This is a genomic window from Alcaligenes sp. PF14 (genome assembly GCF_037150615.1).
GTDB lineage: Bacteria > Pseudomonadota > Gammaproteobacteria > Burkholderiales > Burkholderiaceae_B > Alcaligenes > Alcaligenes phenolicus.
Window position 1 is genome coordinate 154,740 of the sequence record NZ_JBAGRS010000007.1, and the last position, 24,007, is coordinate 178,746.

Annotated in this window: 21 protein-coding genes; 13 read left to right on the forward strand and 8 right to left on the reverse strand. The window is 56.9% G+C overall.

The genetic code is table 11. The annotated features are described in order from the left end of the window. Positions 1-19 precede the first annotated feature (19 nt). From prmA to WFM49_RS15655, 4 genes are read left to right on the forward strand one after another with little or no spacing between them, the layout of a single operon-like run. Positions 20-940, forward strand: a complete 921-nt coding sequence (gene prmA, locus WFM49_RS15640; RefSeq protein ID WP_009460614.1) for a 50S ribosomal protein L11 methyltransferase — start codon at positions 20-22, stop codon at positions 938-940. A gap of 24 nt (positions 941-964) precedes the next feature. Continuing rightward, positions 965-2,203: a zinc-ribbon and DUF3426 domain-containing protein gene (locus WFM49_RS15645; RefSeq protein WP_336974206.1), complete on the forward strand. Its 1,239-nt coding sequence runs from the start codon at positions 965-967 to the stop codon at positions 2,201-2,203. 8 nt (positions 2,204-2,211) lie between these two features. Next, positions 2,212-3,153, forward strand: coding sequence for a carbohydrate kinase family protein (locus WFM49_RS15650; RefSeq protein WP_009460622.1), 942 nt, complete (start codon positions 2,212-2,214; stop codon positions 3,151-3,153). 57 nt (positions 3,154-3,210) lie between these two features. Next, on the forward strand, positions 3,211-3,702 hold the full coding sequence (locus WFM49_RS15655) for a glycine zipper 2TM domain-containing protein (RefSeq protein WP_003801873.1): 492 nt from the start codon (positions 3,211-3,213) through the stop codon (positions 3,700-3,702). Positions 3,703-3,763: 61 nt separating this feature from the next. On the opposite strand, the gene WFM49_RS15660 is transcribed toward WFM49_RS15655, so the two are convergent. The 4 genes from WFM49_RS15660 to WFM49_RS15675 all read right to left on the reverse strand — a co-directional run bounded on the left by WFM49_RS15660 (position 3,764) and on the right by WFM49_RS15675 (position 10,634). After that, positions 3,764-4,999, reverse strand: coding sequence for a methylated-DNA--[protein]-cysteine S-methyltransferase (locus WFM49_RS15660; RefSeq protein WP_250756131.1), 1,236 nt, complete (start codon positions 4,997-4,999; stop codon positions 3,764-3,766). A 137-nt stretch (positions 5,000-5,136) separates the two neighbouring features. Next, positions 5,137-5,700, reverse strand: a complete 564-nt coding sequence (locus WFM49_RS15665) for a YggT family protein (RefSeq protein ID WP_009460629.1) — start codon at positions 5,698-5,700, stop codon at positions 5,137-5,139. Positions 5,701-5,814: 114 nt separating this feature from the next. Continuing rightward, entirely contained in the window at positions 5,815-6,720 is a 906-nt protein-coding gene (locus WFM49_RS15670; protein WP_336974320.1) for a histone H1-like repetitive region-containing protein, read from the reverse strand. 455 nt (positions 6,721-7,175) lie between these two features. Next, positions 7,176-10,634, reverse strand: coding sequence for an indolepyruvate ferredoxin oxidoreductase family protein (locus WFM49_RS15675; protein ID WP_250756130.1), 3,459 nt, complete (start codon positions 10,632-10,634; stop codon positions 7,176-7,178). 112 nt (positions 10,635-10,746) lie between these two features. On the opposite strand from WFM49_RS15675, the gene WFM49_RS15680 reads away from it, so the two are divergent. The 3 genes from WFM49_RS15680 to WFM49_RS15690 all read left to right on the forward strand — a co-directional run bounded on the left by WFM49_RS15680 (position 10,747) and on the right by WFM49_RS15690 (position 12,439). Further along, the gene (locus WFM49_RS15680; protein WP_009460635.1) at positions 10,747-11,205 is read left to right on the forward strand and encodes an Lrp/AsnC family transcriptional regulator; all 459 of its coding nucleotides are present in this window, start codon (positions 10,747-10,749) and stop codon (positions 11,203-11,205) included. Positions 11,206-11,304: 99 nt separating this feature from the next. After that, a complete protein-coding gene (locus WFM49_RS15685; RefSeq protein ID WP_009460637.1) occupies positions 11,305-11,814 on the forward strand; it encodes a hypothetical protein in 510 nt (169 codons plus the stop codon). 76 nt (positions 11,815-11,890) lie between these two features. Then, positions 11,891-12,439, forward strand: coding sequence for a YaeQ family protein (locus tag WFM49_RS15690; RefSeq protein ID WP_336974210.1), 549 nt, complete (start codon positions 11,891-11,893; stop codon positions 12,437-12,439). On the opposite strand, the gene WFM49_RS15695 is transcribed toward WFM49_RS15690, so the two are convergent. After that, on the reverse strand, positions 12,414-13,319 hold the full coding sequence (locus WFM49_RS15695) for a LysR family transcriptional regulator (protein WP_052159307.1): 906 nt from the start codon (positions 13,317-13,319) through the stop codon (positions 12,414-12,416). The two genes, WFM49_RS15690 and WFM49_RS15695, sit on opposite strands and share 26 nt — an antisense overlap. 115 nt (positions 13,320-13,434) lie before the next feature. Here WFM49_RS15695 and WFM49_RS15700 point away from each other — a divergent pair, with 115 nt between their 5' ends. From WFM49_RS15700 to WFM49_RS15725, 6 genes are all read left to right on the forward strand, one after another. Continuing rightward, complete coding sequence (locus WFM49_RS15700; RefSeq protein WP_336974213.1) at positions 13,435-14,409, forward strand: PDR/VanB family oxidoreductase; 975 nt, start codon at positions 13,435-13,437, stop codon at positions 14,407-14,409. 40 nt (positions 14,410-14,449) lie between these two features. After that, the gene (locus WFM49_RS15705) at positions 14,450-15,205 is read left to right on the forward strand and encodes an SDR family NAD(P)-dependent oxidoreductase (RefSeq protein ID WP_336974215.1); all 756 of its coding nucleotides are present in this window, start codon (positions 14,450-14,452) and stop codon (positions 15,203-15,205) included. Between the two features lie 32 nt (positions 15,206-15,237). Beyond that, a complete protein-coding gene (locus WFM49_RS15710; RefSeq protein WP_045929663.1) occupies positions 15,238-16,305 on the forward strand; it encodes an aromatic ring-hydroxylating oxygenase subunit alpha in 1,068 nt (355 codons plus the stop codon). Continuing rightward, on the forward strand, positions 16,302-17,111 hold the full coding sequence (locus WFM49_RS15715) for an alpha/beta fold hydrolase (protein WP_336974218.1): 810 nt from the start codon (positions 16,302-16,304) through the stop codon (positions 17,109-17,111). The genes WFM49_RS15710 and WFM49_RS15715 overlap by 4 nt, the downstream gene beginning before the upstream one ends. A gap of 134 nt (positions 17,112-17,245) precedes the next feature. Beyond that, positions 17,246-18,634 (forward strand): nucleobase:cation symporter-2 family protein, encoded by a 1,389-nt coding sequence (locus WFM49_RS15720; RefSeq protein ID WP_336974220.1) that lies wholly within the window; start codon positions 17,246-17,248, stop codon positions 18,632-18,634. Positions 18,635-18,651: 17 nt separating this feature from the next. Then, the gene (locus WFM49_RS15725; RefSeq protein ID WP_336974222.1) at positions 18,652-20,043 is read left to right on the forward strand and encodes an amidohydrolase family protein; all 1,392 of its coding nucleotides are present in this window, start codon (positions 18,652-18,654) and stop codon (positions 20,041-20,043) included. 690 nt (positions 20,044-20,733) lie between these two features. Here WFM49_RS15725 and gltX read toward each other — a convergent pair. From gltX to WFM49_RS15740, 3 genes are all read right to left on the reverse strand, one after another. Continuing rightward, entirely contained in the window at positions 20,734-22,143 is a 1,410-nt protein-coding gene (gene gltX / locus WFM49_RS15730; RefSeq protein ID WP_321286837.1) for a glutamate--tRNA ligase, read from the reverse strand. A gap of 103 nt (positions 22,144-22,246) precedes the next feature. Then, positions 22,247-22,888, reverse strand: coding sequence for a response regulator transcription factor (locus WFM49_RS15735; protein ID WP_257723704.1), 642 nt, complete (start codon positions 22,886-22,888; stop codon positions 22,247-22,249). Beyond that, complete coding sequence (locus tag WFM49_RS15740) at positions 22,885-23,964, reverse strand: sensor histidine kinase (protein WP_022983594.1); 1,080 nt, start codon at positions 23,962-23,964, stop codon at positions 22,885-22,887. The genes WFM49_RS15735 and WFM49_RS15740 overlap by 4 nt, the downstream gene beginning before the upstream one ends. Positions 23,965-24,007: the final 43 nt, after the last annotated feature.

The following is a 24,007-nucleotide window of genomic DNA, read 5'->3' on the forward strand; positions in this document are numbered from 1 at the left end:
TGCTTTATGGAAACTATGTATGCGTGAACTCTTACTGAGCTGCCAGGAACACGAGGCCGAGCGCTTGTCCGATGCCTTGCTTGAGGCGGGCGCCTTGTCGGTGTCGGTGGAAGATGCCGATGGTGATACCGACCAGGAAAAGCCCCTGTTTGGCGAACCTGGTATCGAACCGGATGTGCTGGCCTGGGATCGAAATCGGGTGGTGGCCTTGCTGCCCGAGGAGCTGGAGCCAGAAGAGTTGCTGCAACCGCTTTTTGAAGCCGGTGTGCTGGATCCTGCAAAGGCCCAGTGGAGCGTGCGCGAAGTACCCGACGAGGATTGGGTTCGTTTGACGCAATCGCAGTTTGGTCCCATCCCGGTGGGCGATCGTATCTTGATTGTGCCCAGCTGGCACAAGGACGACGAGGACCTGCCAGTCGCCCAGGAAGGCGATGACGGCCTGGTGCGTATTGAATTGGACCCCGGCCTGGCCTTTGGTACCGGCAGTCACCCCACGACGCATTTGTGTCTGGATTGGCTGGCCCATCATGTGCAAGCGGGTCAGACCGTGCTGGACTACGGTTGTGGCTCCGGTATTTTGGCGATTGCCGCCCGCAAGCTGGGTGCTGGCCATACGGTTGGTGTGGACATTGACGAGCAGGCCGTGATTGCCACGCGCTACAATGCGCAAGTCAATCAGGTCGAGGTTGAAGGTTTGCTGCCCGATGCCATGCCCGCCGGGCAAACGGATCTGGTTGTCGCCAACATTCTGGCCAATCCCCTGCGTATGCTGGCTCCCATGCTGGCCAACCGTGTCAAACCGGGCGGGCATTTGATCCTGTCCGGTATTTACGATTGGCAGGCCGAGGAAATGATCGAGGTCTATTCCTCCTACTTGCCCATGTCGGTTTGGCAGGAGCGCGATGGCTGGGTGTGTTTGGCTGGTCAACGCCCGTTATAAGACGGCAGAACTTAAGGTGAGTTCATGGAGCTAAAGACTCGCTGCCCCCGTTGCGGGACATCGTTTGCAGCTAGTGTAGAAACGCTGCAACGCCGCCGGGGCTATATACGCTGCATTCAATGTGCGCATATCTTCGATGGCTTTGAAGAAGTCATTGATGAGCAAGCCCCTGAGCCTTCCTATCATTCCCCCGCCACGCCGGTTCAGATCGAGCCGCGCCTGGCGTCCGAGCCACCTGTTTCGCCACGGCAGGAACAGGTGCAGTCGGTGGACCTGCAAGTGCCCATTCCAGGGCCGCGATTTGTGGAGCACTCCCGTCATGCCCCGCCGCGTGATGAAGGTACGGCCCACGAGTCCTTGCAGGTACGCAAATTCCCCGACTCCATCCTGACACAAGCACCTGTCACTCCGGCCGCGCCTGCTGCTGTAGCTACCGAGCCTTTTGTCCGCCCGGCAGAGCCTGCGGTAGAGCCGTCAGTCATTCGCGCCCGCTCCAGACACGAGCCTTTGCCGCAGGATGATCAGGACACCTCGTTTTTCGTATCGACCGGCTCTGTTTCTGAGCCAGATGGGGACCATCATATTGGTCAGGCATCGTGGTCGGCTGCCGAGCCTGAGTTCAGTGTGGGCGATCGTGCCAGTGCCTTGCGCGCCTCTTTCCCCTCGCGTCAGGCTGATGGTACGCATGATAGGGATGGCGAGGATTTTCAGCAGGGCTGGGTCATTGACCCCAACCCAGCCTTGCAACGCGAGACACGTTATGAGGGCGAAGCCAGCTTTGGTCAGCGTGTGGGTTCACTGATCTGGACCAGCTTGTGCGTTCTGGGCGTTGTCCTGTTCGTCGTGCAGCTGATGTACGTGTATCGCGTACAGATTGTCAGCCAGATACCCATGCTGCGCCCCGTGTTCGAGAGCGCGTGTCAGACCTTGTCGTGCAAGGTTCCCTACGAACGTCGTCTGGACCAGATTCGCGTGCAGGCTTCGGCTTTGCATAAAGCGCCGAATCAGCCCGGACAGTCCACCTTGGGCTTTACGCTGCGCAACGAGTTTGAACGGCCCCAGGAGTGGCCTACGCTGGTACTGGATTTGAAAGATTTTTCCGGAGCCCTGATCGCCCGGCGCAATATTACGCCCGATCAGTACCTGGCTTCCGAGCGACGTGAGCCTGCTTTTGCAGCGCGCAGTGAAATCATGGTGCGCCTGCCTTTGAATACCGGGCAGCTCCAAGTTAATGGCTACCAGATTAGCCCTTTTTTTCCTTAAGGTAATTTATGACCGAGCGAGTGCTGGTATGTGGTTCGATCGCGTTTGATACGATCGCGGTTTTCGAGGGGTACTTCAAAGATCACATCTTGCCCGACAGCATCAAAACCCTGAGCGTGTCCTTCTTTGTGCCCAGCTTGCGTAAAGAGTGGGGCGGTTGTGCGGGTAATATTTCCTACACCTTGAACATGCTGGGTGGCCAGCCTGTTCCTGTGGGGGCTGTTGGCAGCGACGGTGTGGATTATGTACAGCGTCTGCAGAACCTGGGTATTGATACCAGCATGGTGTGTGTGATGCCCGAGATGTTCACCCCTCAATGCTTTATCACCACAGATCTGGCCGCCAGCCAGATCACCTCTTTCCACCCGGGCGCCATGATCAATTCTGCCCAGATCGATTTGTCTGGTCAGGAAGCGGCATGGGGCATTGTGGCTCCGGATTCCAAAGACGGCATGTTTGCTCATGCCCGCCACCTGCATGCGCAGGGTACGCCCTTTATTTTCGACCTAGGTCAGGCCATGCCTTTGTTCGCGGGTGAGGACCTGCTGGAGATGCTGGAACTGTGTCAAGTTCTTACGGCTAACGAATACGAAGCTGAAGTTATCGAGCAGCGCACCTCCAAGAGCATGGCCGAGATCGCCCAGGGCTTGCAAGCCGCTGTCGTGACGCATGGAGAGCATGGCAGCACGCTTTATCACAATGGTCAGACTTACGAGATTGCCCCTGTGCCCGTGGAAAATGTGGTGGATCCCACCGGCTGTGGCGATGCTCATCGCGCAGGCTTGTTATATGGTCTTACAAAAGGCTGGAGCTGGCAGGAGGCTTGCAGCTTGGGTAACTTGATGGGCAGTATTAAAATTCAGGCGGATGGCCCGCAAAATCATGAATTTAAACGGTCAGATATCTCGGCCATGCTAAAACAGCACTATGGTATTGAGCGCAGTCTGTAAAAGAGCGCTCGATAGTTTTTTATGATTCGGCCAGCTACGTTTTTTGGAGTAAACCGTATGTACGTTTCTTTTTTCGATCGACCCAAAGTGCGTCTGCTGGTAGTGGCGAGTCTGGCAGCCCCCGTGTTTTTGCTGGCAGGTTGTGCCAATAAATCGGCATCCAGCTCGGTATACAGCTACGGTCAGGCTCAGCGCGAACAGATCGTGCGTTTGGGTACCGTGGTTTCGGTACGCGCCGTCACTATTCAGGAAGACCAGAATTCGGGCGTGGGCACCGTGGGTGGCGCAGCCTTGGGTGGTGTCGCTGCCAGCAGCATTGGTGGTGGCCGCGGTAGCATCCTGGCCAGTATCGGTGGTGCGATTCTGGGTGGTCTGGTTGGTAATGCGGTTGAAAACCGCATGGGCAAGACCCAGGGTCTGGAAATCACGGTTCAACTGGATAATGGCGAAACCCGTGTGGTGGCCCAGGAAGCCGATGTACCTCTGTCCGTTGGTCAGCGTGTACGTATGCTTAGTGGTAATGGCCCAACTCGCGTGGTGCCCATGTAATCAGAGCTTTAGTGCTTGGTGCATAAAAAACCCGGCCAATGGCCGGGTTTTTTTACGCCTGTCAGCGCTGAGCCTTTTGGGGGCGTTCGCGCTCCAGCAAGGTTTTCTTGCGCTCCAGGCCCCAACGATAGCCTGCCAGATCCCCGCTTTGCCGCACGACCCGATGGCAGGGGATGGCAATGGCCAAGGTGTTGGTGGCGCAGGCTCGTGCCACGGCACGGGCGCCTTTGGGCATGCCCAGACGTTCGGCAATCTCGGTATAGCTCAAGGTCTGGCCTACTGGGATATGACGTAGAAACTCCCAGACACGTTGTTGAAAAGGGGTGCCCTGGATGTCCAGGGGCAGATCCAAGCCCAGGGTCGGCTCTTCTACCATGGCAACGACCTGGGCCACTCGTTGATTGAATTGCGGATCGGCTTCGATCAGCTCAGCGGCCTTGAATTGCTCTTGCAACTGTTCCAGCAAGACTTTGGCATCATCGGCCAGGGAAATCGCACAAATCCCGCGCTCGCTTTCGGCAACGAGCAATGTACCCAAGCTGCATTGGGCAATCGCAAAATAAAGAGGGCTACTTGGAGTTTGTTGGCGAACGGGCTTGTCCTGCGAGCGCGGGGCGCGATTTACCTTGTTCGAAGAAGGTGCCAATGCTGGCGCCTGTTTGGGCATGCGCCACAAGTACCAGGAAGCCACGCTGCGGTAGGGTGCCCAAGCTTGGCCAATTTCACGCAAGACACGGGCTGAGGGAGCCTTGTCCAGCTGCTTCAAATTGCGATAGCCCTCGCGCACCCCAAAGTCGTCCGCGGGCAGAATGTCTTCATGCTCCAGCGTGTACATCATCATCATTTCCACCGTCCAGCGACCTATGCCGCGCAGCGTGGTCAGCCGCTTGATCAGCTCTTCATCCGGCATTTGCAAAGCGGTGGCCTGGTCGGGAATGATGCCATCCAGGCGAGCCTGGGCCAGGCCCAGAATGCTATTGGCTTTGGCACCGGACAAGCCACAAGCGCGCAGGGTGTCATACGGCGTCGCCAGCACTTCCTCGGGCGTTGGGCAATGGCCGTGCGGATAGATATCAATCAGGCGTTGCAGGATGCGCTCAGCCGCCCGGGTATGCAACTGCTGATACACAACAGAGCGGATCAGGGCTTCGTAAGGGTCGCGCTCGGGGCGTGGCTGATGGATGCAAGGGCCCACGTGGGCGACCAGCGCTTGCCAGTCGGGGTCCAGTGCGGCCAGGAATTGTTCGGCCTCGCGGTAGCGGCTGGATGTGTCTGGTTTTGATGGAAGGCGAGTCATGGAAGTGGCCTGCTGATTGGTGGTGAGGCCAGTATAAGGTCCACTTTCGCACAAGACATCCTGATTCTTGCTCTTGAATTCAGGATAAAAAAAACCTGGGCTATACCCAGGTTTTTCATGCGTACAGTCCGCTGTGCTTAGATTGGCACCAGACTGAAAGCGGTGCGCGTGATGACCATATTGAGCACTTGAGTCAGCAGCAGGACGACCAGCGGCGACAAATCCAGACCACCCAGGTCAGGCAAGACGCGACGGATCGGGTCCAGCAAGGGGGCCGTAATGGAACGCAGCAAGGGCATGCTGGGCGATTGTGGCTGAATCCAGGATAGTAGCGCTTGCAGCAGGACCACCCAGAAGATCAGGCTCAAGGTCCAGCGCAGAACGGTGAAGACGGCTGCCAGCAAGAACATGGGGAAGTTCGAGAGCATGGACACCGATCCGGTCAGTACCATGGCGCTCAAAACCAGGTATACCAGGGCGCTAAGCCAGGCGGCGAACAAAGAGGTCCAGTCCCAATGGTTGCCGCTTTTAATGACACGGCGCAAAGGCATGACCAGCCAGTCCGTGACCTTGAACATAGCTTGCGAATAAGGGTTGAAGGGATGGATTCTGAGCGCATACACCCAGGCACGCAGTAGCAAAATCGTGCCCAGCAGCGACAGAACAATATGGATTAGGAAGAGGGCGACTTCACTGAACATAGTTGCTTGGTATGAATTGATGGGAGAGGGAATTGTCGCATGCAAGTGCTACAAACCAAAGAGCCACCCTGATCAGGGTGGCTCTTTGAGGAGAAACATAAAAGTAGCGTGTGCTTAAGGACGCTTGCCTGTTGGGAAGGGCCAGGAGCCAGCAGGATTGACATCTTCGCGGCGAGGTTCGGCAGGCGCTGCTGCTGTTTTGGTCGCTTTGCGAGCCGCTGTTTTATTGCCTGCTTTAGCGGTGGCGTTAGTCGTTGTGCTGGTCTTTGGAGTCTTGGTTTCTGCGGTCACGGATTTAACTTCTTTCTTCTTTGGAGCTACGGGTTTCTTGGCACTGGTAGCAGGACTGGCTTTTTTAGCCGCGGTCTTTACAACTGCTTTGGTGCCGGTTTTGGTGGCAGGTTTCGCTGCCGCTTTGCTGGGGGTGGCTTTTTTGGCCACGGGTTTGCTTGCCTTGGTGCTGGCCGGTTTTTTTGCGGCAGCGGTGGCAGCAGGTGTGGTGGTAGCGGGTTTGGCGCTGGCCGTTTTGGGCGCAGCTGATTTTTTAGCTACCGATTTTTTGGCAACCACTTTCTTTGCCACCGTCTTCTTGGCTACCGCTTTTTTAGCGACGGCCTTTTTGACAACGGCTTTCTTGGCTACCGCCTTTTTAGCGGCTGTCTTTTTAACAGCTGCTTTTTCGGCTACGGTTTTAGCGGTGCTTGTCTTGGTCGCAGCGGCTTTAACAGCCGTGGTTTTTGCTGGAGTGGCTTTCTTTACCGCTGTTTTTTTCGCAGCCGTTTTCTTGGCGGGTGCGCTGCTTGCAGACTTGGCAGGGGCTTTTACAGCAGCCTTGCTGGTCTTGGTAGCGGTGGTTTTAGCGGGGGACTTGGGGGCAGCGGTTTTGCTGCTGGGACTGGTCTTGGTAGCAGTAGCTTTTACGGGTGCTGCGGCTGCTTTTGCTGGCGTTGCTTTTTTGGGGCTAACGGCTTTTGTGCTTTCTGCTTTTGCTGCGCCTTTCTTGGCTGTTGCCATGATCATGCTCCTTGAGAACAAGTCTTTAGTTTGTCCACACCCATTTGACCTGGCCTGGAAAACTGCAATGGCCTTTTTCAAATGACGCAGGCGTTTAAGGTCGATACCTTATACGCTTAGAAGTCTAACGCAAGCCCCTACACAGTCAAGCATTAATCATGGCTTGGGGCTTATGGAATTAGGAATCGGTGTCTGCTGTCTCAAATAAGTTGCGTTCTGGACACGTGCAATCGGCCCATAGTCGCATCCAAGTCTCTGATTTTTGACGCATTGCTGGATCGATTGCATGGCCTTTTCATGCTTTGAAAGGCCTGTGTTAAGTATGGAAAAGCGGTTTGAAAACGGACTTCAATTCACGACTGATCTGCTGTTTTCAATGTCTGCTCAAACCAAAAAAAAACCCTGCATAAGCAGGGCTGAAAGGGCAGGTTAATCGTTTCGAAAGCCGCAGTGGGCAAGGCTTAGGCGGGAACAGCCTGAATTTCCGGGCCAGTGTTTTTCAACTGCTGCGACAGCTCGGCAAAGCGGGCTTCATACTTCTTGGCCGATTCCATTTTCACGGGACCGAAGCCGCGCAATTGTTGGGGCAGCTCGGCCAGTTCCAACGCTGTGGCGTAGTTGGCTTGATTCAGGTTCTTGCTCAAGCTGTTGAGCAGGCTCTGATATTCGCGCCAGAAGCGACGTTCCATACGACGCTCATGGGTGTAGCCAAATGGATCCAGTACCGTGTTGCGCAGACCTTTGCCTTTCGCCATCCAACGTAGCAAGGTGGCGGTGCGTGGGCCCAATGTGATCTTGCGCGGGCGGCCGGTAGATGGATCACGGCGTGCCAGCAAAGGTGGTGCGAAGTGAAAGCGCAAGGAGAAGTCACCTTCAAATTGCTGCTCCAGATCCTGGCGGAAAGCGGGCGAGCTGAACAGGCGAGCAACTTCGTACTCATCCTTGTAGGCCATCAGTTTGTACAAGCTGCGTGCGGCTTTTTCCGTCAAAGTAGGACGCTGACCCGGACGCAGTTTCTGTTCGGCTTCACGCAGAGCATTGATGGTGCTGCTAAAGCGCTGGGCATAAGCGGCGTTCTGGTATTGCTCCAGGCTGCTGGTGCAGCGCTGCATGATTTGTTCCAGTGTTTCGCGACGCTGCAAGGTTACGACCTGAGCGGCTGGAGCCAGGAGGCTGGCCAGTGCTTTCTCATCGTGAGCCAGCACGCGACCCAAATGGAAGGCATCCAGGTTGGCTTGAATCGCCACACCGTTCAGGCGGATAGCCTGTTCAACAGCCGCACTGCTAACGGGCATGGAACCTTGCTGCCAAGCCATGCCCATCAAGAGCATATTGGACAACAGGCTATCGCCAAACAGCAGGGTGGCAGCCTGGTGAGCATTGAAAGAGCGCACCTGGTTTTCGCCAGCGGTGGTCTTGAGTTGGCTCAGCAAGTGCTGGGCATCCAAAGGGGCATCCGGGTTGCGGGTGAACTCGGCCGTGGGGGCCAGGTATTCGTTGATGATGGCGTGGGTATGACCAGGACGCAGGCAGGAAAGGGCGTTGGGGTGAGCGGCGGCCACCACGTCGCACAAGATCGCCAGGTCGGCTTGGCCGGGATCGACACGCACCGCACCCGTGTTCTCTTTATTGGCAGATAGACGGATGTGGCTGATGACGGTGCCGCCTTTTTGTGCCAGGCCCGTCATGTCCAGCACGGAGCTGGAGCGGCCTTCCAGGTGTACCGCCATGGAGAGCACCGCACCAATAGTGATCACACCAGTACCACCCACACCGGCCACAATTACATTGCAGTCCTTGGCTTGAATATTGGGTTGTGGCAGCGTGTCCAGCTTGGCCAGCAACTGGGCTTTCATATCGGCCTGACCGTTTTGATCGCCACGGCGCAGGGCACCGCCCATCACCGACACAAAGCTGGGACAGAAACCGTCCACGCAGGAGTAGTCCTTATTACAGCTGGACTGGTCGATCTGGCGCTTGCGGCCTTCGGGAGTTTCAGCAGGCACCAAAGACAAGCAGTTCGATTGCACGCCGCAATCCCCACAGCCTTCGCAGACCGCCTTATTGATAAAGAGGCGACGGGCAGGATCGGGGTACTCGTTCTTTTTACGACGACGGCGCTTTTCAGCCGCACAGGTCTGGTCGTGAATCAAAATGGTGACGCCGGGGATCTCGCGCAGTTCGCGCTGCAAACGATCCAGCTCGCGACGGTGATGAACGTCCACACCGGCAGGCAGGCTGACACCGCGATAGCGTTCTGGCTCATCGGTGGTGATGACCACACGACGCGCACCTTCACCAATGGTCTGCTGACAAATGCGAGGCACAGATATCGGGCCGTCAACCGGCTGACCGCCTGTCATGGCAACCGCATCGTTGAACAGAATCTTGTAGGTAATGTTGGCACCCGCGGCAATGGCCTGACGAATCGCCAGATAGCCGGAGTGGAAATACGTGCCTTCACCCATGTTCTGGAACATGTGGCCGGTCTGGATGAAGGGCGACAGGCCCACCCAGTCCGTGCCTTCGCCACCCATTTGAGTCAGTCCACGGGTTTTGCGGTCCATCCAGGTCGCCATGTAGTGGCAACCCACACCCGCCATAGCCTGGCTGCCTTCGGGTACTTTGGTGGAAGTATTGTGCGGACAGCCCGAACAGAAGTAGGGGCGACGAGTCAGACCATTGGTATCAATCGGTGCCAGGTTTTGCACCGTACAGGCAGGCAACTGTACATTGGCGTGATGGCCCAGCCAGCGACGCAAACCCACGGCCACACGGGCAGGGCTGAGCTGGCCATCGGCAGGGATCAGCACTTCATTTTCGATATCGCGCTTGCCAGACACCGTAGGGCGCTGGGCACGGTTAAAGAGCAGATTCTTTAACTGGTCTTCAATGATTGGGCCCTTTTCTTCAATGACCAGAACGTGGTCCAGGCCCTCAATAAAATCGTTCAGCGATTGCGGGTTAACAGGCCAGCTCAAACCAATTTTCAGATGGCGAATGGCGGGCAGATCTTTCAGGCTGCTGAGCTGTTGCAGCGCATCCAGCGTATCCAGTGTGGCTTTGCCGGTGGACACAATACCGATACGCGCATCAGGTGCCGCTTCCAGCACGCGGTCCAGGCTGTACTTGTGAGCAAATTCACGCACGCTATCTAGGCGGGCGTCCAGCGTACCTTCCATGGAAGGGGTCAGGAATTTGCTGGGGTCGTAGGGGTGTTTGCCGCCTTGCTTGTCGGCCAAGGCCGGGGCCAGATCATCCAGAGGGGCAATCTCGAAAGAGCGGCCGCTTTCCACGGTTTCGGTAATGGCTTTGAAGGCTACCCAGGAGCCGGAGTAACGCGACAAGGCCCAGGCCCAGATACCAAAGCGTTCGTATTCTTCAACCGAGCTGGGGTTGACCACCGGGATGCCCCAGGCGATCAGGGATTGTTCGCTGGCGTGGGGAATGGACGAGGACGAGGCCACGTGATCATCACCCACAATCATCAGGACGCCACCGTGTTGGGAGGCACCGGCAGCATGGCCGTGGTGCAAGGCATCGCCCGCGCGGTCTACACCGGGGCCCTTGCCATACCACATGGAGAACACGCCATCGACGGTACGGTCGGCACGCTCGCCAGCTTGCTGGGTGCCCATAATCATGGAGGCGGCCAGGTCTTCGTTAATAGCGGGTTGGAAACGGACCTTGGCCTGGTCCAGATACTTCTGAGCCTTCCACATGATCATGTCCACGCCACCCAGCGGCGAACCACGGTAGCCGGAGACAAAACCGGCGGTGTTCAAACCGTGTTCTTTATCCAGGCGAGCCTGGGTCAGCAACATGCGCACCAGGGCCTGTGTGCCAGTTAAAAAGATGCGTCCTGATTGTGCGGTCAGGTTGTCGCTTAGCTTGTATTGAGTGTCGACGGACTGCGTCATGATGAAACCTCCAGATAGAGATCATGATAGAGAGTCTGCCCTCGCTTTTTTTTGCGTTATAGTTGCGTGTATTCCCTATTCTTTGAAATGTTCATTTCGTAAATATTCAAATATGGATAAAACTGACTTAAAAATATTGGATGCCTTGCAGCTGGATGGCCGAGCCTCGGCTCAGCAGGTCTCCGAGCAGGTGGGTTTGTCCACTGCGCCCGTGTGGCGGCGCATCAAAAATCTGGAAAAAAACAAGGTTATCCAAGGCTATTATGCGCGCGTGGATCGCCGTCAGGTGGGACTGCAAAGTTGCATGTTTACCCAGATCAGTCTGGACCGTCACTCGGGTGAAATAGTCGATAACTTCATTCGTGCCGTGCGCGATGCGCCCGAGATTCTGGAATGCCACGCCGTGACTGGCGATGCGGATTTTCTGCTCAAGATCATGGTGCCAAGCGCCGAGTCCTATGACGATTTCCTGCACCGCTTCCTGTTTAATATGCCGGGCGTGCGTCAAACCCGCACGATTGTGGCCATGCGTGAAATCAAGAACGTGACCCGCTTGCCTTTGCCACTTTGAAGCATCTTGTTATGGGGTAATACAAGCGCCTTCGGGTAGAATAATCAGGATTCGCTGGCCTGTGGTGGGTCGGTATGTACGCATGAAGGACGGGGTTTTATGACGAAGGCGAATATCTTGCGACGCACTTCCTGGGTTGCTGTGCTGGCTACCGTGTTTTTAAGCGCCTGCGCGGTCAAAGCGCCGGCTCCCGAGCCTGCTGCACAAGCGGCTACCAAGCCTGTCCATCCCGCATGTCAGCCTGCTGCGGCGGGGGACCAACTGGCTGGTAATTGGCTAAGCAAGCACCGCCAGAAAGGCGTGGTTGGCGAGTTGCGTACCTTGTTCACCTTGCAAACTGACGGCTCCATGGCGTATACCGAACAGGTCAAGCGCCCCAACAAGCCTTCGCAAGGCTTGAACGAAAGCGGTTGCTGGGTGCGCAAGGGCAACGACTTGCAAATCAGCACGCAAGAATCCAATGGGGTCACAACCGAACCGGGCGACCCGATTTATGAAAACCACTACAACATCGTCAGTCTGACAGCCCGCAATCTGGTGCTGCGTGACCAAAGTGGTACCACCTATCGCTTGACCAGAATGTCGCCTGGCTACCGCCTGCCATTCTGATCTCTGCTTGCTTGAATGATTCCTGGCCGTCCTGGGGGCGGCCAGTTTTTTGTCTGTTTCTTTTGCTGGACGCTCCATGGCTCTGCGCGCGACGATTTATAAAGCTGAACTTAATGTGGCCGATAACGATCGGGCCTACTACGGCAGTCATACCCTGACGCTGGCCCGTCACCCCTCCGAGACCGAAGAGCGTCTGATGGTGCGTTTGTTGGCTTACGGTTTGTATGCGCAAGCGGACGAAGCCTTGAGCTTTTCGCGCGGGCTAAGCGACTCGGACGAGCCCGCCTTGTGGGAACATGATCTGGGCGGCAATTTGCTGCATTGGCTGGAAGTGGGCCTGCCGGACGATAGACGTCTGATCAAAGCCAGTGGCCGTGCGGACAAAGTGACGGTGCTGGCCTATGGCCGCAATGTCTCCGTCTGGTGGAGTGGCATCAAGGACAAGATCAGTCGCGCCCGCAATATACAGGTCTATGCGCTGGATGCTGCCGGGACTGACGCATTAGCCGCCCTGGCCGAGCGTGGCATGACCATTAATCTGAATGTCCAGGACGGCACGGTCTGGGCCAGTAGCGACAAAGGCGAAGCCACTATCGAAGTCAGCCACCTGAATGCTGCCGCTTGATATGAGCCAGCAGCTCACTACGAAATAAGGTTGCTGCTGGGGCCAAAGAGCGCTGACGCAGTTGCAGCAGGCTTACCTGCCGGGGTAGCACCGGGGCCTTCAAGGGGCGAAATATAATTTGCGCAGCTTCGGGCAGGCTTTGCGTGTTTGCAGGCAGGATCGCCAGCCCCAAACCATGCCTGACCATGCTGAGCACTGTGGTGTGCAAAGACACTTCATGCACCTGCGCAAAGCGTATGTCCAAAGCCGTCAATTGCCTTTGTATGGCCTGACCCAAAGGGCTGTGCGAGGATAAGGCAATAAAAGGGTGGGCGGCCAGATCATGCCAGCGTATTTGCGCCTTGGCCGTTAGCGGATGATGGTGGGGCAGCAGGGCCTGATACTGGTCCTGCATCACCGGATGCGCCTCGATCGTGTCGGGCCGATTCCAGTCTGTACCCAAACCAAAATCAATCGGCTCCTGCTCCAGACGGCGGCTGATGTCCTGCTCTGCCATATCCAGCAACTCCACCCGAATGCCGGGGTAGCGCTGCTGAAACAGGGCAATAAATGGAATCAGCAAGCTGGAGGACAAGACCGTACCGCTGGCAATGGACACGCGGCCCCGTTGATGACTGGTCAACTCCCTGGAATGGCGCACGGCTTCTTCCACCTCGGCCAGTACACGCCGCGCCGTCCCCAACAACTCCTGACCCGGTTCGCTGAGCACCACTTTGCGGGTGTGCCGATCAAACAGCCTTAGCCCGGTCTGGGACTCTAGCTCCCGAATCAACATGCTTAATGCCGATTGAGTGACGTGCAGATTGCGCGCTGCCTGAGTGAACTGGCCCGCTTCCGCCACAGCGACAAAAGCACGAAGTTGTCTAAGCGTTATATTCATCAGATTATCTTACTAATAAATAAAATAAATTCAATTGTTTTATCAAATTGAGGGTGCTTAAATGTTTTCCATAGATCGCAGCGGGGGCTGCAAAGGTCAGATAAGAAAAGGAGGCATGAGCATCATGAAATCCTGGATACGCAGCATACGCATCGAGGCCGAGGGCATCCGTTCACTGGAGCTCTGTCCACAGGAAGGCCGCTTCCCAGCTGTGGAGGCGGGGGCCCATATCGATGTGCATTTGTCAGGGGGCCTGGTCCGGCAGTATTCGCTGCTGGCTGGAAGCCACGAAGGGCAGTATCGGATTGGCGTCAGTCTGGACCCCGCCAGCCGGGGCGGCTCACGTGCGGTTCATCAAGCCTTGAACGTGGGCGATGCGCTGGAAATTTCCGAGCCTCGCAATCTGTTCAAGCTGGATGAAAGCCAGGCGGCGACCAGTGTTTTGTTGGCAGGTGGCATAGGCATCACGCCTATTCACGCCATGGCACAACGTCTGCAAGCCTTGGGCCAGCCCTGGCATCTTTTCTATTGTGTGCGCAGTCGCAATCGCGCCGCCTTTCTGGACGAACTTCATCAATTAGAAGCGAACAGCCAAGGTCTGGGGCGGCTGGATGTCCTGATCGAAGACGAAATGAATGGTGCGCGCATGGATATGGACGCCGCACTGGCTCCCTATAAGAAACAGGGTAGCCATTTCTATTGCTGTGGCCCGGCGGGCATGTTGCAAGCCTACAAGCAGGCCTGTGCCGATCTACCAGACCAACAAGTGCATTTCGAATACTTTGCGGCGGCACCGGTTGCGCTTGCTGATCAGGGTGAAGACAGCGCATTCACCGTTCATCTGGCCCGTACCGGCGGCTCCATTGAAGTCCCGGCAGGCCGCAGCATTCTGGAATGTCTGCTGGATCAGGGCATACGCGTGTATTGCTCGTGCCGCGAAGGGATTTGCGGTTCCTGTGAAACCAAAGTCCTGTCAGGCACACCCGAGCACCGCGACCACGTCCTGAGCGAACAGGAACGGGCCGCATCTGAAAGCATGATGATTTGTGTTTCCCGCAGTCGCGGCGAGGCACTGACGCTGGATTTATAAGAGCAGGGCGCAAACGCCCGTACACGGAGGAGAGAGGAAAATGAATGCTTCATTGAAAGGCAGGACGGTTATCGTCACCGGCGCCGGGGGGCAGATTGGTTTGGCGTATTGCGATGCCTTGGTCGAGCAGGGAGCCAATCTGGTCATGGCCGACCTGGGCGATTTAAGCGACAAGGCTCGGCAATACTGCGATGAGGGCGGCAAAGCTATCGCCGTTCAGGTGGACGTTTCCAATAACGACCAGACCCAGGCCATGGCTAAAGCGGCTCTGGATGCCTTCGGTTCCATCGACGGCATTATCAATAACGCCGGGTTTTTCCGCGGCTGTACCTTTGGCTCCCTGATGGATATTCCTGCCGAGGAATGGGACCGCTGCTACGCCATCAATGTGCGCGGCCTGTGGCAGTGCTGCAAAGCCGTAATCCCGGCCATGAAGCAGCAAGGCGGCGGCAAGATCATCAATGTGTCCTCCAACACGCCTTACAAAGGCGTGCCCAATTTTCTGCACTACGTCTCGTCCAAGGCGGCAGTTGTGGGCTTGAGCCGTGCCATGGCACGCGAAGTGGGGGCGTTCAATATTCAGGTCAATACCTTGTGCCCGGATCTGATTCCCGACGCGGGCATTACCGCCATCCAGGGCGATGAGGCCGACCGCCGCACCGTGGCGGGACGCTGTCTGCAACGCACTCAAAAACCCGAAGACATGGTGGGAGCAGCCCTGTTCCTGTTGGGCAGCGGCTCGGACTTTGTGACGGGGCAGAGCCTGCTGGTGAACGGCGGCGCGCATTTTCTGTAAACAGAATCAGCTGGAATTTTCAGGAGTAGACCATGACAGTCATGAATGAGGTGCCGATGATCCAGGCCCGTCATCCACAGGAACAGAGCAATCCCCTGTATCGCGCACTGGCGCATTTCTGGCACCCCGTGGCCTATAGCAGCCAGGTTCTGGACAAGCCCTTTGGCGCGCGCTTGCTGGGCCAGGATCTGGTGCTGGCGCGCTTGAATGGCGAGCTGGTTGCCATGGATAGCCGCTGCCCGCATAAGGGGACCAATCTGGCCTTGGGCGAAATTGTCGATGCCACGATCGAGTGCCCCTATCATGGCTGGCGCTTTGATGCCCAAGGCGAGTGTGTGCGCATTCCGGCCCGTGAGGAGCTGACCTGTGCCATGCGCGTAAACGTGAAACGTTTTAACGTTACCGAGTCGGGCGGCATCGTCTGGGTGGCGTTGGAAACACCTCAAATGCCTGTGCCGGTCTTTCCTGAAATGAACGACCCCAGCTATCGGGTGCTGCAAGGCAAGACGTACGACTGGCGCACCAGTTCGCCGCGCCGCCTGGAAAATTTTGTGGACTTCAGTCACTTTGCCTACGTGCACGACGGCACCATTGGCAGCCGGGACAACCCACGGGTGGAAGCTGTAAAAGTCTGGCGCGAAGAGCATGTCCTGCGCTTTGATCGCAGTGGCGTGAAAGAGCCCGGCGTAGGCTTGAAGAAAAAACTGCTGGGTATTGAAGAAGAGCTGATTGAGCCGGTGAATGAATACCACGTCACCATGCCGCATACCGTGCATCTGAAGCGTACCTTTCCCAATGGCAAGCGTTATGTGCTGCTGATGGCCGCCTGTCCGGTGGACGAATTCACCACCCGCAGTTTCTGGTGGCAGGCACGCGATTTCGGGACCGAGCCTATGTACGATGACTTTTTCATGGACTTTGAGGACGAGGTGCTGGGTCAGGATAAGCCCATTATCGAATCGCAGCGGCCCTTGTGGATCAATCTGCAAGGCGATCAGCCTCAGGAACGTGAGACACCTGTGCGTGGTGCGGATATTGTCACGGTGGAATACCGCCGCTGGCTGAATGACCTGGTCGCGCAGGTCGAGAGCTTGCGATGAGCCAATCCATCTATGTACAGGGCGGCGCAGGTTTGTTGCACGCCCGTCAGTACGGCACTCTCCGTACCGCACAGGTGCCCCTGGTCGTTATGCATGGCGTAACCGGCCATGCGGGGCTTTGGCATCAGGTGGCTACCGCCTTGTCGCAGAACCGGGCAGTGATCGCCCTGGACATGCGCGGACATGGTTTAAGTGACTGGTGTGCGCAGCAGGACTATGCCACACCGGCTCATGTGCAGGATCTGGCTTGCCTGCTGGAGGCATTGGGTCAGCCCCAATACGATCTGGCCGGTTTGTCCTGGGGGGGCTTGGTCAGCCTGCAGTACGCGGCCCGTTATCCGGAACGGGTCCGCCGATTGGCAGTACTGGATGTCGAGCCCAGTTTTACGCAAAGCGAGCATGAAGTGATGGCACGCCCGGCGAATTTTCCCAGCCGTGCTGCGGTTATGGAGTACGAGCACAAAGCCAACCCGCAAGCACCGCAGTCCTTGCTGCAGTTGTTTGCCTACGAGTCCGTGAGTCAGGTTGAACTGAACTTATGGCAGCGGCGGCATGACCCGTACTTTTTGAGGCGCTGGCCATTTCGTAATGACGATGTCTGGGCGCAGCTGGAGGAGCTGCGCTGCCCGACCTTGTTATTGCATGGCGAACGCAGCTTTGTGCGCCTGGCCATCATGCAGGAAATGCACGCTCGCTTGCGGCACCCGGCGGGTCTGTACGAGTTGCCGGATACAGGCCATTTATTGCCTCTGGAGGCACCTGAGCCTGTAGCCGCCTATTTGGAGGAATTTCTGACAGCAGATTGATGATAGATGCCCCTGGGTCCTGCACCGGCAGGGGCATTTTTATAGAGCGGCCCGGACAGGCAGCAAGGGGGACGGTGCCGCTACCTGATGTACTGAGTAAAAAAATAACGGGAAAAAGATGAGGAGACAAACCTATGAACACCCGTCAAATTCAGGACAGTATTGACGAGCGGCTGCCTGTTGGACGCTCTTTCTTGTTTGGTTTGCAGCATGTGCTGGTCATGTATGCGGGAGCGGTGACCGTACCCTTGATTCTGGGCAGTGCTCTGGGTTTAAGCCAGGAAGACATTGCCATTTTGATCAATGCAGACCTCTTGTGCTGTGGGATCATTTCCATCATGCAATCCATGGGGGTAGGGCGCTGGGTAGGGATACGTTTGCCCGTCATGATGGGAATTTCCTTTGCGGGGATTGCCCCCATGATCGCCATCGGGCTGACGCCCGGTATGGGCTTGCCTGCCTTGTATGGAGCCATTATTGCGGCCGGTTTCATTGCCGTGCTGATGGTGCCCTTGATTATTCGCCTGCTATGGCTTTTTCCGCCTTTGGTAACCGGCACTACCCTGGTGTCGCTGGGCGTAGGTCTGTTTGGTGTAGCGATTACCTGGGCTGGGGGCGGGCATGGAGCCAAAGACTTCGGCAGTCTGGTGTACCTGGGCATTGCCGGGACCGTGCTGCTGGTGACCTTGCTGGTCGCCCGATTTGGTCGCGGCTTTTTTGGCAGCATCGCCGTGCTGGTGGGTTTGGCCGCTGGCATGATACTGGCGATCCTGATGGGGCGCGTCACCGTAGAAGGGCTGGATCAACTGCCCTGGATTGAGCTGGTTACGCCGTTCCACTTCGGCATGCCTACCTTTTCCTTTAGTGCCACCTTCACCATGTTGCTGGTCGTGATTGTGACCATGGTGGAAGCCATCGGCCTGTTCTATGCCCTAGCTGTGATATTGAACCGCCCACTGAGCCACGAGGACTTTGCCCGTGGTCTGCGCGCCGATGCCTTGGGTGCGGTAATTGGAGGCGTATTCAATACCTTCCCGTATTCCTCTTACGCACAAAACATCGGCTTGATTGGAGTGACGGGGGTACGTAGCCGTTACGTCTGTCTGGTCGCGGGCCTGATCCTAATTGTTCTGGGACTGGTGCCGCGTATAGCCCACGTCGTGGCCCTGGTTCCCCATTACGTGCTGGGGGGCGCAGCCATTGTGATGTTTGGCATGGTGGCCGCCTCTGGTGTGCGTATCTTGCAGACCGTAGACTTCAAGAACAACAAACACAACACCTTCATCTTTGCGATCAGCCTGGGTGTAGGCTTGATTCCCGCCGTCGCCCCAACTTTTTTTGACCAGTTTCCGGAATACCTGATCCCCTTATTGCATAGCGGGGTATTGCTGACCGTGATCTCATCGGTGGTGCTGAATCTGTTTTTCAACGGAACCAGTGGCCGGCAACCTACAGAAGAACTGGTGATGGAAACACAGGAAGAAACGCCTCTGAGCGTCGTGCGGGTGACACCGCAAGGATAAGAAACAGGAGATAGACAATGACAAGCCAAATGTGCGACATCGTGATTCACGCAGGCAAAGTGGTCACCATGAACGACCAGAACGAGGTCCTGGAAAATGGCGTCGTGGCCATCAGCGGCAATCGAATCTGTGCGGTGGGTCAGGCTCAGGACATGCAGCATTGGCAGGGAAAGAAAACCATCCATGCCCCCATGCAGGCCCTGATCCCTGGCTTGATCGATACCCATAATCACCTGTTCCAGCTGGCAGGGCGCGGTTTGGGAGATGGCATGGCCCTGTGGCAATGGCTGGGTGAGTTCATGCTGCCCTTGGCTGCTGATATACGCCCGGCAGAAGCCTTGGCTGCCGTACGCCTGGGCGCATTGGAAGCCGCCTCATCCGGTGTGACCACCGTGCTGGACAACCACTACGCTCCCGCAGATCCGGAAACCACCATTGCCGTAGCCCAAGCCCTGCAAGACACTGGTTTGCGCGGCATCGTGGCCCGAGGCATGTTTGGCCCCTTTACCCCCGTCGCCCGCGACAACGGCTTGCAGGACACCTTGTTTCGCCACAGCGTAAAACACGAACTGGACACCATGCAGGAGTGTTTGAGCAATTGGAAACAAGGCCGCGTGCAGATCTGGCCATCGCCCATCAACATCATCTACAACGACCTGGACTTGGTGCTGGGCTCCGCGGAAATGGCCCGCAAATTCGACGTGCGCTGGCAAACCCACTGCTCAGAAGCGCCCGTAGACCCGGATATCTTCCAGAAAGCTTACGGTGCACGTCCTTTCCGCTGGCTGGACGAGCAAGGCTGGCTGGATGAACGAGCCGGATTTGCCCATGCTATCTGGATGGACGACGACGAAATCGAGCGCGCAGGACGCGCCGGATGCAGCATTGCCCACAACCCCATGTCCAACGAATACCTGGCTTCTGGCCCCATCCGCCTGAAAGAACTGCTGGAAGCTGGCGTGCGCATAGGCCTGGGCGCAGATGGAGCCGCAGGTCACCAGGTCGACCTGTTCCAGATCATGCGCCAAGCCGTCTACGTCCAACGCCTGGCACGACTGGACCCACAAGCGAGCAACGCCCAGGACGCCTTTTGGCTGGCAACCCGAGGCGGCGCAGAAATGCTCGGCATAGACGCCGGCCAACTGAGCGAGGGCAAGCTGGCCGACATGGCACTGGTTAACCTGGACCAACCCCACCTGAGCCCCTGTTTCGACGTAGTCGCCAGCCTGGTCTACTGTGCCAGCGGCCGCGACGTCACTACGACCATCGTGAACGGCCAAGTCATCTACGAAAACGGCCAAAGCCAGTGCGTCTCCAAACAAGAAGTCGTGGCCAGAGCAAGAGAACATTGCATCGCCTTGATTACACGGCTTGGAGTCCTGAAACCAGCAGGCCTGATGCCAGCCTAAAAAGCGGATAAGAAAAAAGCCGACATAAAAGAGTAGCAGGGGAGGAGGGCCAAAGGCCGAGGGGCGACCCCCTCGGCCTTTGATTTATGAGCTTGGAGGTCAATATAGATAGACCCCATTTAAATTTTGCTTTTTTCTCCGACCCGTGCGGTTTCCCAAGCGCGTCCAGATCTTAGCTCCGAGCATCGTTATCCAAACCCACAGAACCCTTTCTTAAACGGGCTCTGGAATTTGAAGCAATTCTGAGTCGTTCGAGTGGGTGGAGCTCTGGCGGGGCGATTCAGATGGCTTGCCGCGGGCGAGTGATTGCGTAGGGATGCAAGCGACCTGCTGTTTGAGCCGGGCGTTTGTACTTGGTCCGGGGGACCAAGTACCCGGCGAGTTCAGGTCGCGCCCGTAGCAATCACTTGACAAGGGCACCGGTGCGCAGCACCGGCAAGCTATCAGCCCGGCCAGAGCTCCACCCACTTGAACGACGTCTTCAGAACGCCTTCCTTCAGTCCAGAGACGGCACCCAGCCCCACATGGTCTTCAATCGCTCCCACTTAAGACCCAGGCTTGAAGCAAACTTCGGCAAGCCACATTAGCCATCCAGAAGCAACACCGATCAAACCAGTACTTCACACAACAAAGCAAAAAACAAAAAGGGCACCTCGAATGAGATGCCCTTCAACTACTGATCTATAACTCTTACAGCCCAGCCAAACGCCCCAACACTTTGTCGCGCCCAACCAAAGCCAGCACAGCATCCACCGCAGGCGTCTGCTTCTGCCCCGTCACAGCCACACGCAAAGGAATAGCCAGCTTGGGCATCTTGACCTCATGATCCGCCAGAACCTGCTTGATCAAAGCAGCCAGACTCTCCGTATTCCACTGCGGCAAGCTAATCGCCTTGCTGGCAAAATCACGCAGCAAAACACGCGCTTCCGGCGTCAATACCTCGGCCATCAGCTCATCGCTGGCGGGCTCGAAAGGACGGCAGAACAGCAAAGCACCTTCAGCCAGCTGATTCAAAGTCTCGGCACGGTCTTTCAACAAACCCATGATGCCGGGCAAGTCCTGACCATCCGTCTTGCCACCCAAGGCCTCAATACGAGGCGCCACACGCTCGGCCAGATCCGCATTGTCGCTGGCCTTGATGTAATGGGCATTTACCCAGTTCAACTTCTTGGGGTCCCACTGCGAAGCCGACTTGCTCAGACTGCGCGTATCAAACCACTCTACCAACTGCTCGCGAGTGAACAGCTCGTCATCACCGTGACTCCAGCCCAAACGAGCCAGGTAATTGATCATGGCCTCAGGCAGATAACCGTCCTTGTCGTAATCCATGATGCTGACCGCACCATGACGCTTGGACAGCTTCTCGCCATCAGGGCCCAGAATCATGGGCACGTGACCGTACTCAGGCAAAGTCGCGCCCAAAGCCTGCAAAATCACAATTTGACGTGGCGTGTTGTTCACGTGATCGTCACCGCGAATCACATGAGTGATCGCCATGTCCCAATCGTCCACCACCACGCAGAAGTTGTATGTAGGCGTGCCATCCGGGCGGGCAATGACCAGATCGTCCAGCTCGCTGTTATCAAAGCTGATGCGGCCCTTCACCATATCGTCCCAGCTGGTTGCGCCGGACTGGGGGCTCTTGAAACGAACTACAGGCTTGCGATCAGCCGGGATGGCAGGCAACTCCTTGCCAGCCTCAGGACGCCAGGTACCGTCATAACGAGGCTTCAAACCCTGAACACGCGCTTTTTCGCGCATGGCTTCCACTTCCTCGGGGCTGCTGTAGCAGTAATAGGCATGGCCGTCTTTCAGCAGCTGGGCGATGACCTCGCGGTAACGATCCATGCGCTGCATCTGGTAGAACGGACCTTCGTCGGCATCCAGGCCCAACCATTGCATACCATCCAGAATGCCTTGAACCGCCTCGGGGGTGGAACGCTCCAGATCCGTATCCTCAATACGCAGCACAAAAGTGCCTTGATGATGACGGGCAAAGGCCCAGGAGAACAGTGCAGTGCGTGCGCCGCCCAGGTGCAGATAACCAGTGGGCGAGGGGGCAAAACGGGTGCGGATGACGTTGGAAGTAGACGTGCTCATAACTTGTGTGTGGCCTTGACCTTGGGAAGCCCGCATACGGGACCGAATCTGCGTATTTTAACCCAGCACGCCAACTAGGAAAGAACCGCCGCGCAGAACTGTCCTAATGGCCGCTTTCTGTATTGAGTTGATCGAACTGGCGCACCAGTTCCGCCAGTGACCCGGCTTGCATTTTTTGCATCACGCGGGCGCGGCGAACTTTGACCGTCACTTCTTTCACATCCAGCTCGGCCGCGATCTGCTTGTTCAGCAGGCCTTGCACCACCCGCTCAAAGACATCGCGCTCGCCGGCGTTCAGGCTGTCCCAGCGTTGCTGCAAAGTCAGCCGGGTTCTGGCTTCTTCCTTGCGCTGCGCATCAGCCGCCAGAGCCGACTGCACGGCATCAATCAGGGCCTGATCTACAAAAGGCTTGGTCAGAAAATCCCAGGCACCATGCTTGATGGCCTTGACCGCCATATGAATATCGCCGTGGCCAGTAATAAAAATGACCGGCATATGCAGCCCGCGCGATTCCATCTGCAAATGAAAATCCGTGCCGCTTTGCTCGGGCATGCGCACATCCAGCACCAGACAGGCAGGGGCATCAGATAAAGGATGCGCCAGAAAGTCTCGTGTAGAGGAAAAGCTCAGCGCGTTCAAGCCTACGCTGGCCAGCAAATCGTCCAGGGCAGCGCGAACGGACGGGTCATCATCAATGATGTAGACGGTGGGCGTGTTCAGAGAGGAATCCAGATTTTCTGTCATGGCGCCAAAGGTAAGGTGAAATGAAAGGCAGCACCGCCATCGGCTTGGTCAGTGGCCCAAATATGGCCGTTGTTGGCATCAATAATGGTGCGGCTGATGGTCAGACCCAGGCCCAGGCCGCTTGCCTTGGTGGTCCAGAAGGTATCAAACAACTGAGACAGTTGCGTGCCCGACAAGCCGGGACCATTGTCCTTGATGGAAAACAGCACCTTGTTGGCTTGCGGCTTGTCGCCGGGCAAGACGCTGGTTTCTATGGTGATATGAGCCGCATGATAGTCCGAGGGAGGGGACAGGGCTTCGATGGCATTGAGCAGCAAATTGGCCATTACCTGCTGAATTTGAACCCGGTCGGCAAAGACCTGGGGCAGATCGGACTGCAGGGCCAGACGCAGGTCGATATGCTGACGTCGCATCTCGCCACCGGACAGGCTAAGCAGTTCGGTCAGAGCCAGATTCAAATCAAACGCGCTGCTGGTGGGGGCTTCGTTACGGGTAATGCTGCGTACCCGATCCAGCACATCCTTGGCGCGCTGGGCGTCGTACACAATACGCTGCGCGGCAGCCTGTGCCTTCTTGACATTAGGGGGCGAGGCTTCCAGCCAGCGCTGACAGGCGCCCGCGCTGCTGTTGATGGCGGCCAAAGGCTGGCTGACTTCATGGGCAATCGAGGTGCTGAGCTGGCCCAGGGTAGTCAAACGGGACAGTCGCAGCAAATGCTCGCGCGTCTCATGAGCCGCCGCCTGCACGGATTTGAGCTTCAGCCCCAGATACGAGGTGATCGCGATGGCAATAATACTGATGCCGGTATTGACCAGGCCCACGTCGTAGTCGCCCGAGCGGGTCAGCAGAAAACTGACCACGGTCAGCACCATGCTGATGGTAGTCAGGGCAACAACTTGCCGTGCCGACAGAAAACGAATCGCTATCAGCAGCAGCGGGGTGTGAAAGACCGCAGCGGCGATAGCGTAGTTGGTGACGGTATCGGCAATGAAGACCAGCGCCATCAAAATACAGATGCCGGTCAGGGCCAAGGCTCGGTAGGTTTTGCTCGATAGGAAGCGAAGGGGCGGTGTCATATCTTTCGTGTATGGGCCAGGCTGCAGGATGGTGTCTGTCGTG

Excerpts from the sequence above, each read along its gene's own strand:
- prmA (WP_009460614.1), top strand. The coding sequence starts at position 20 with ATGCGTGAACTCTTACTGAGCTGCCAGGAACACGAGGCCGAGCGCTTG.
- WFM49_RS15645 (WP_336974206.1), top strand. The coding sequence starts at position 965 with ATGGAGCTAAAGACTCGCTGCCCCCGTTGCGGGACATCGTTTGCAGCT.
- WFM49_RS15650 (WP_009460622.1), top strand. The coding sequence starts at position 2,212 with ATGACCGAGCGAGTGCTGGTATGTGGTTCGATCGCGTTTGATACGATC.
- WFM49_RS15655 (WP_003801873.1), top strand. The coding sequence starts at position 3,211 with ATGTACGTTTCTTTTTTCGATCGACCCAAAGTGCGTCTGCTGGTAGTG.
- WFM49_RS15660 (WP_250756131.1), bottom strand. The coding sequence starts at position 4,999 with ATGACTCGCCTTCCATCAAAACCAGACACATCCAGCCGCTACCGCGAG.
- WFM49_RS15665 (WP_009460629.1), bottom strand. The coding sequence starts at position 5,700 with ATGTTCAGTGAAGTCGCCCTCTTCCTAATCCATATTGTTCTGTCGCTG.
- WFM49_RS15670 (WP_336974320.1), bottom strand. The coding sequence starts at position 6,720 with ATGATCATGGCAACAGCCAAGAAAGGCGCAGCAAAAGCAGAAAGCACA.
- WFM49_RS15675 (WP_250756130.1), bottom strand. The coding sequence starts at position 10,634 with ATGACGCAGTCCGTCGACACTCAATACAAGCTAAGCGACAACCTGACC.
- WFM49_RS15680 (WP_009460635.1), top strand. The coding sequence starts at position 10,747 with ATGGATAAAACTGACTTAAAAATATTGGATGCCTTGCAGCTGGATGGC.
- WFM49_RS15685 (WP_009460637.1), top strand. The coding sequence starts at position 11,305 with ATGACGAAGGCGAATATCTTGCGACGCACTTCCTGGGTTGCTGTGCTG.
- WFM49_RS15690 (WP_336974210.1), top strand. The coding sequence starts at position 11,891 with ATGGCTCTGCGCGCGACGATTTATAAAGCTGAACTTAATGTGGCCGAT.
- WFM49_RS15695 (WP_052159307.1), bottom strand. The coding sequence starts at position 13,319 with ATGAATATAACGCTTAGACAACTTCGTGCTTTTGTCGCTGTGGCGGAA.
- WFM49_RS15700 (WP_336974213.1), top strand. The coding sequence starts at position 13,435 with ATGAGCATCATGAAATCCTGGATACGCAGCATACGCATCGAGGCCGAG.
- WFM49_RS15705 (WP_336974215.1), top strand. The coding sequence starts at position 14,450 with ATGAATGCTTCATTGAAAGGCAGGACGGTTATCGTCACCGGCGCCGGG.
- WFM49_RS15710 (WP_045929663.1), top strand. The coding sequence starts at position 15,238 with ATGACAGTCATGAATGAGGTGCCGATGATCCAGGCCCGTCATCCACAG.
- WFM49_RS15715 (WP_336974218.1), top strand. The coding sequence starts at position 16,302 with ATGAGCCAATCCATCTATGTACAGGGCGGCGCAGGTTTGTTGCACGCC.
- WFM49_RS15720 (WP_336974220.1), top strand. The coding sequence starts at position 17,246 with ATGAACACCCGTCAAATTCAGGACAGTATTGACGAGCGGCTGCCTGTT.
- WFM49_RS15725 (WP_336974222.1), top strand. The coding sequence starts at position 18,652 with ATGACAAGCCAAATGTGCGACATCGTGATTCACGCAGGCAAAGTGGTC.
- gltX (WP_321286837.1), bottom strand. The coding sequence starts at position 22,143 with ATGAGCACGTCTACTTCCAACGTCATCCGCACCCGTTTTGCCCCCTCG.
- WFM49_RS15735 (WP_257723704.1), bottom strand. The coding sequence starts at position 22,888 with ATGACAGAAAATCTGGATTCCTCTCTGAACACGCCCACCGTCTACATC.
- WFM49_RS15740 (WP_022983594.1), bottom strand. The coding sequence starts at position 23,964 with ATGACACCGCCCCTTCGCTTCCTATCGAGCAAAACCTACCGAGCCTTG.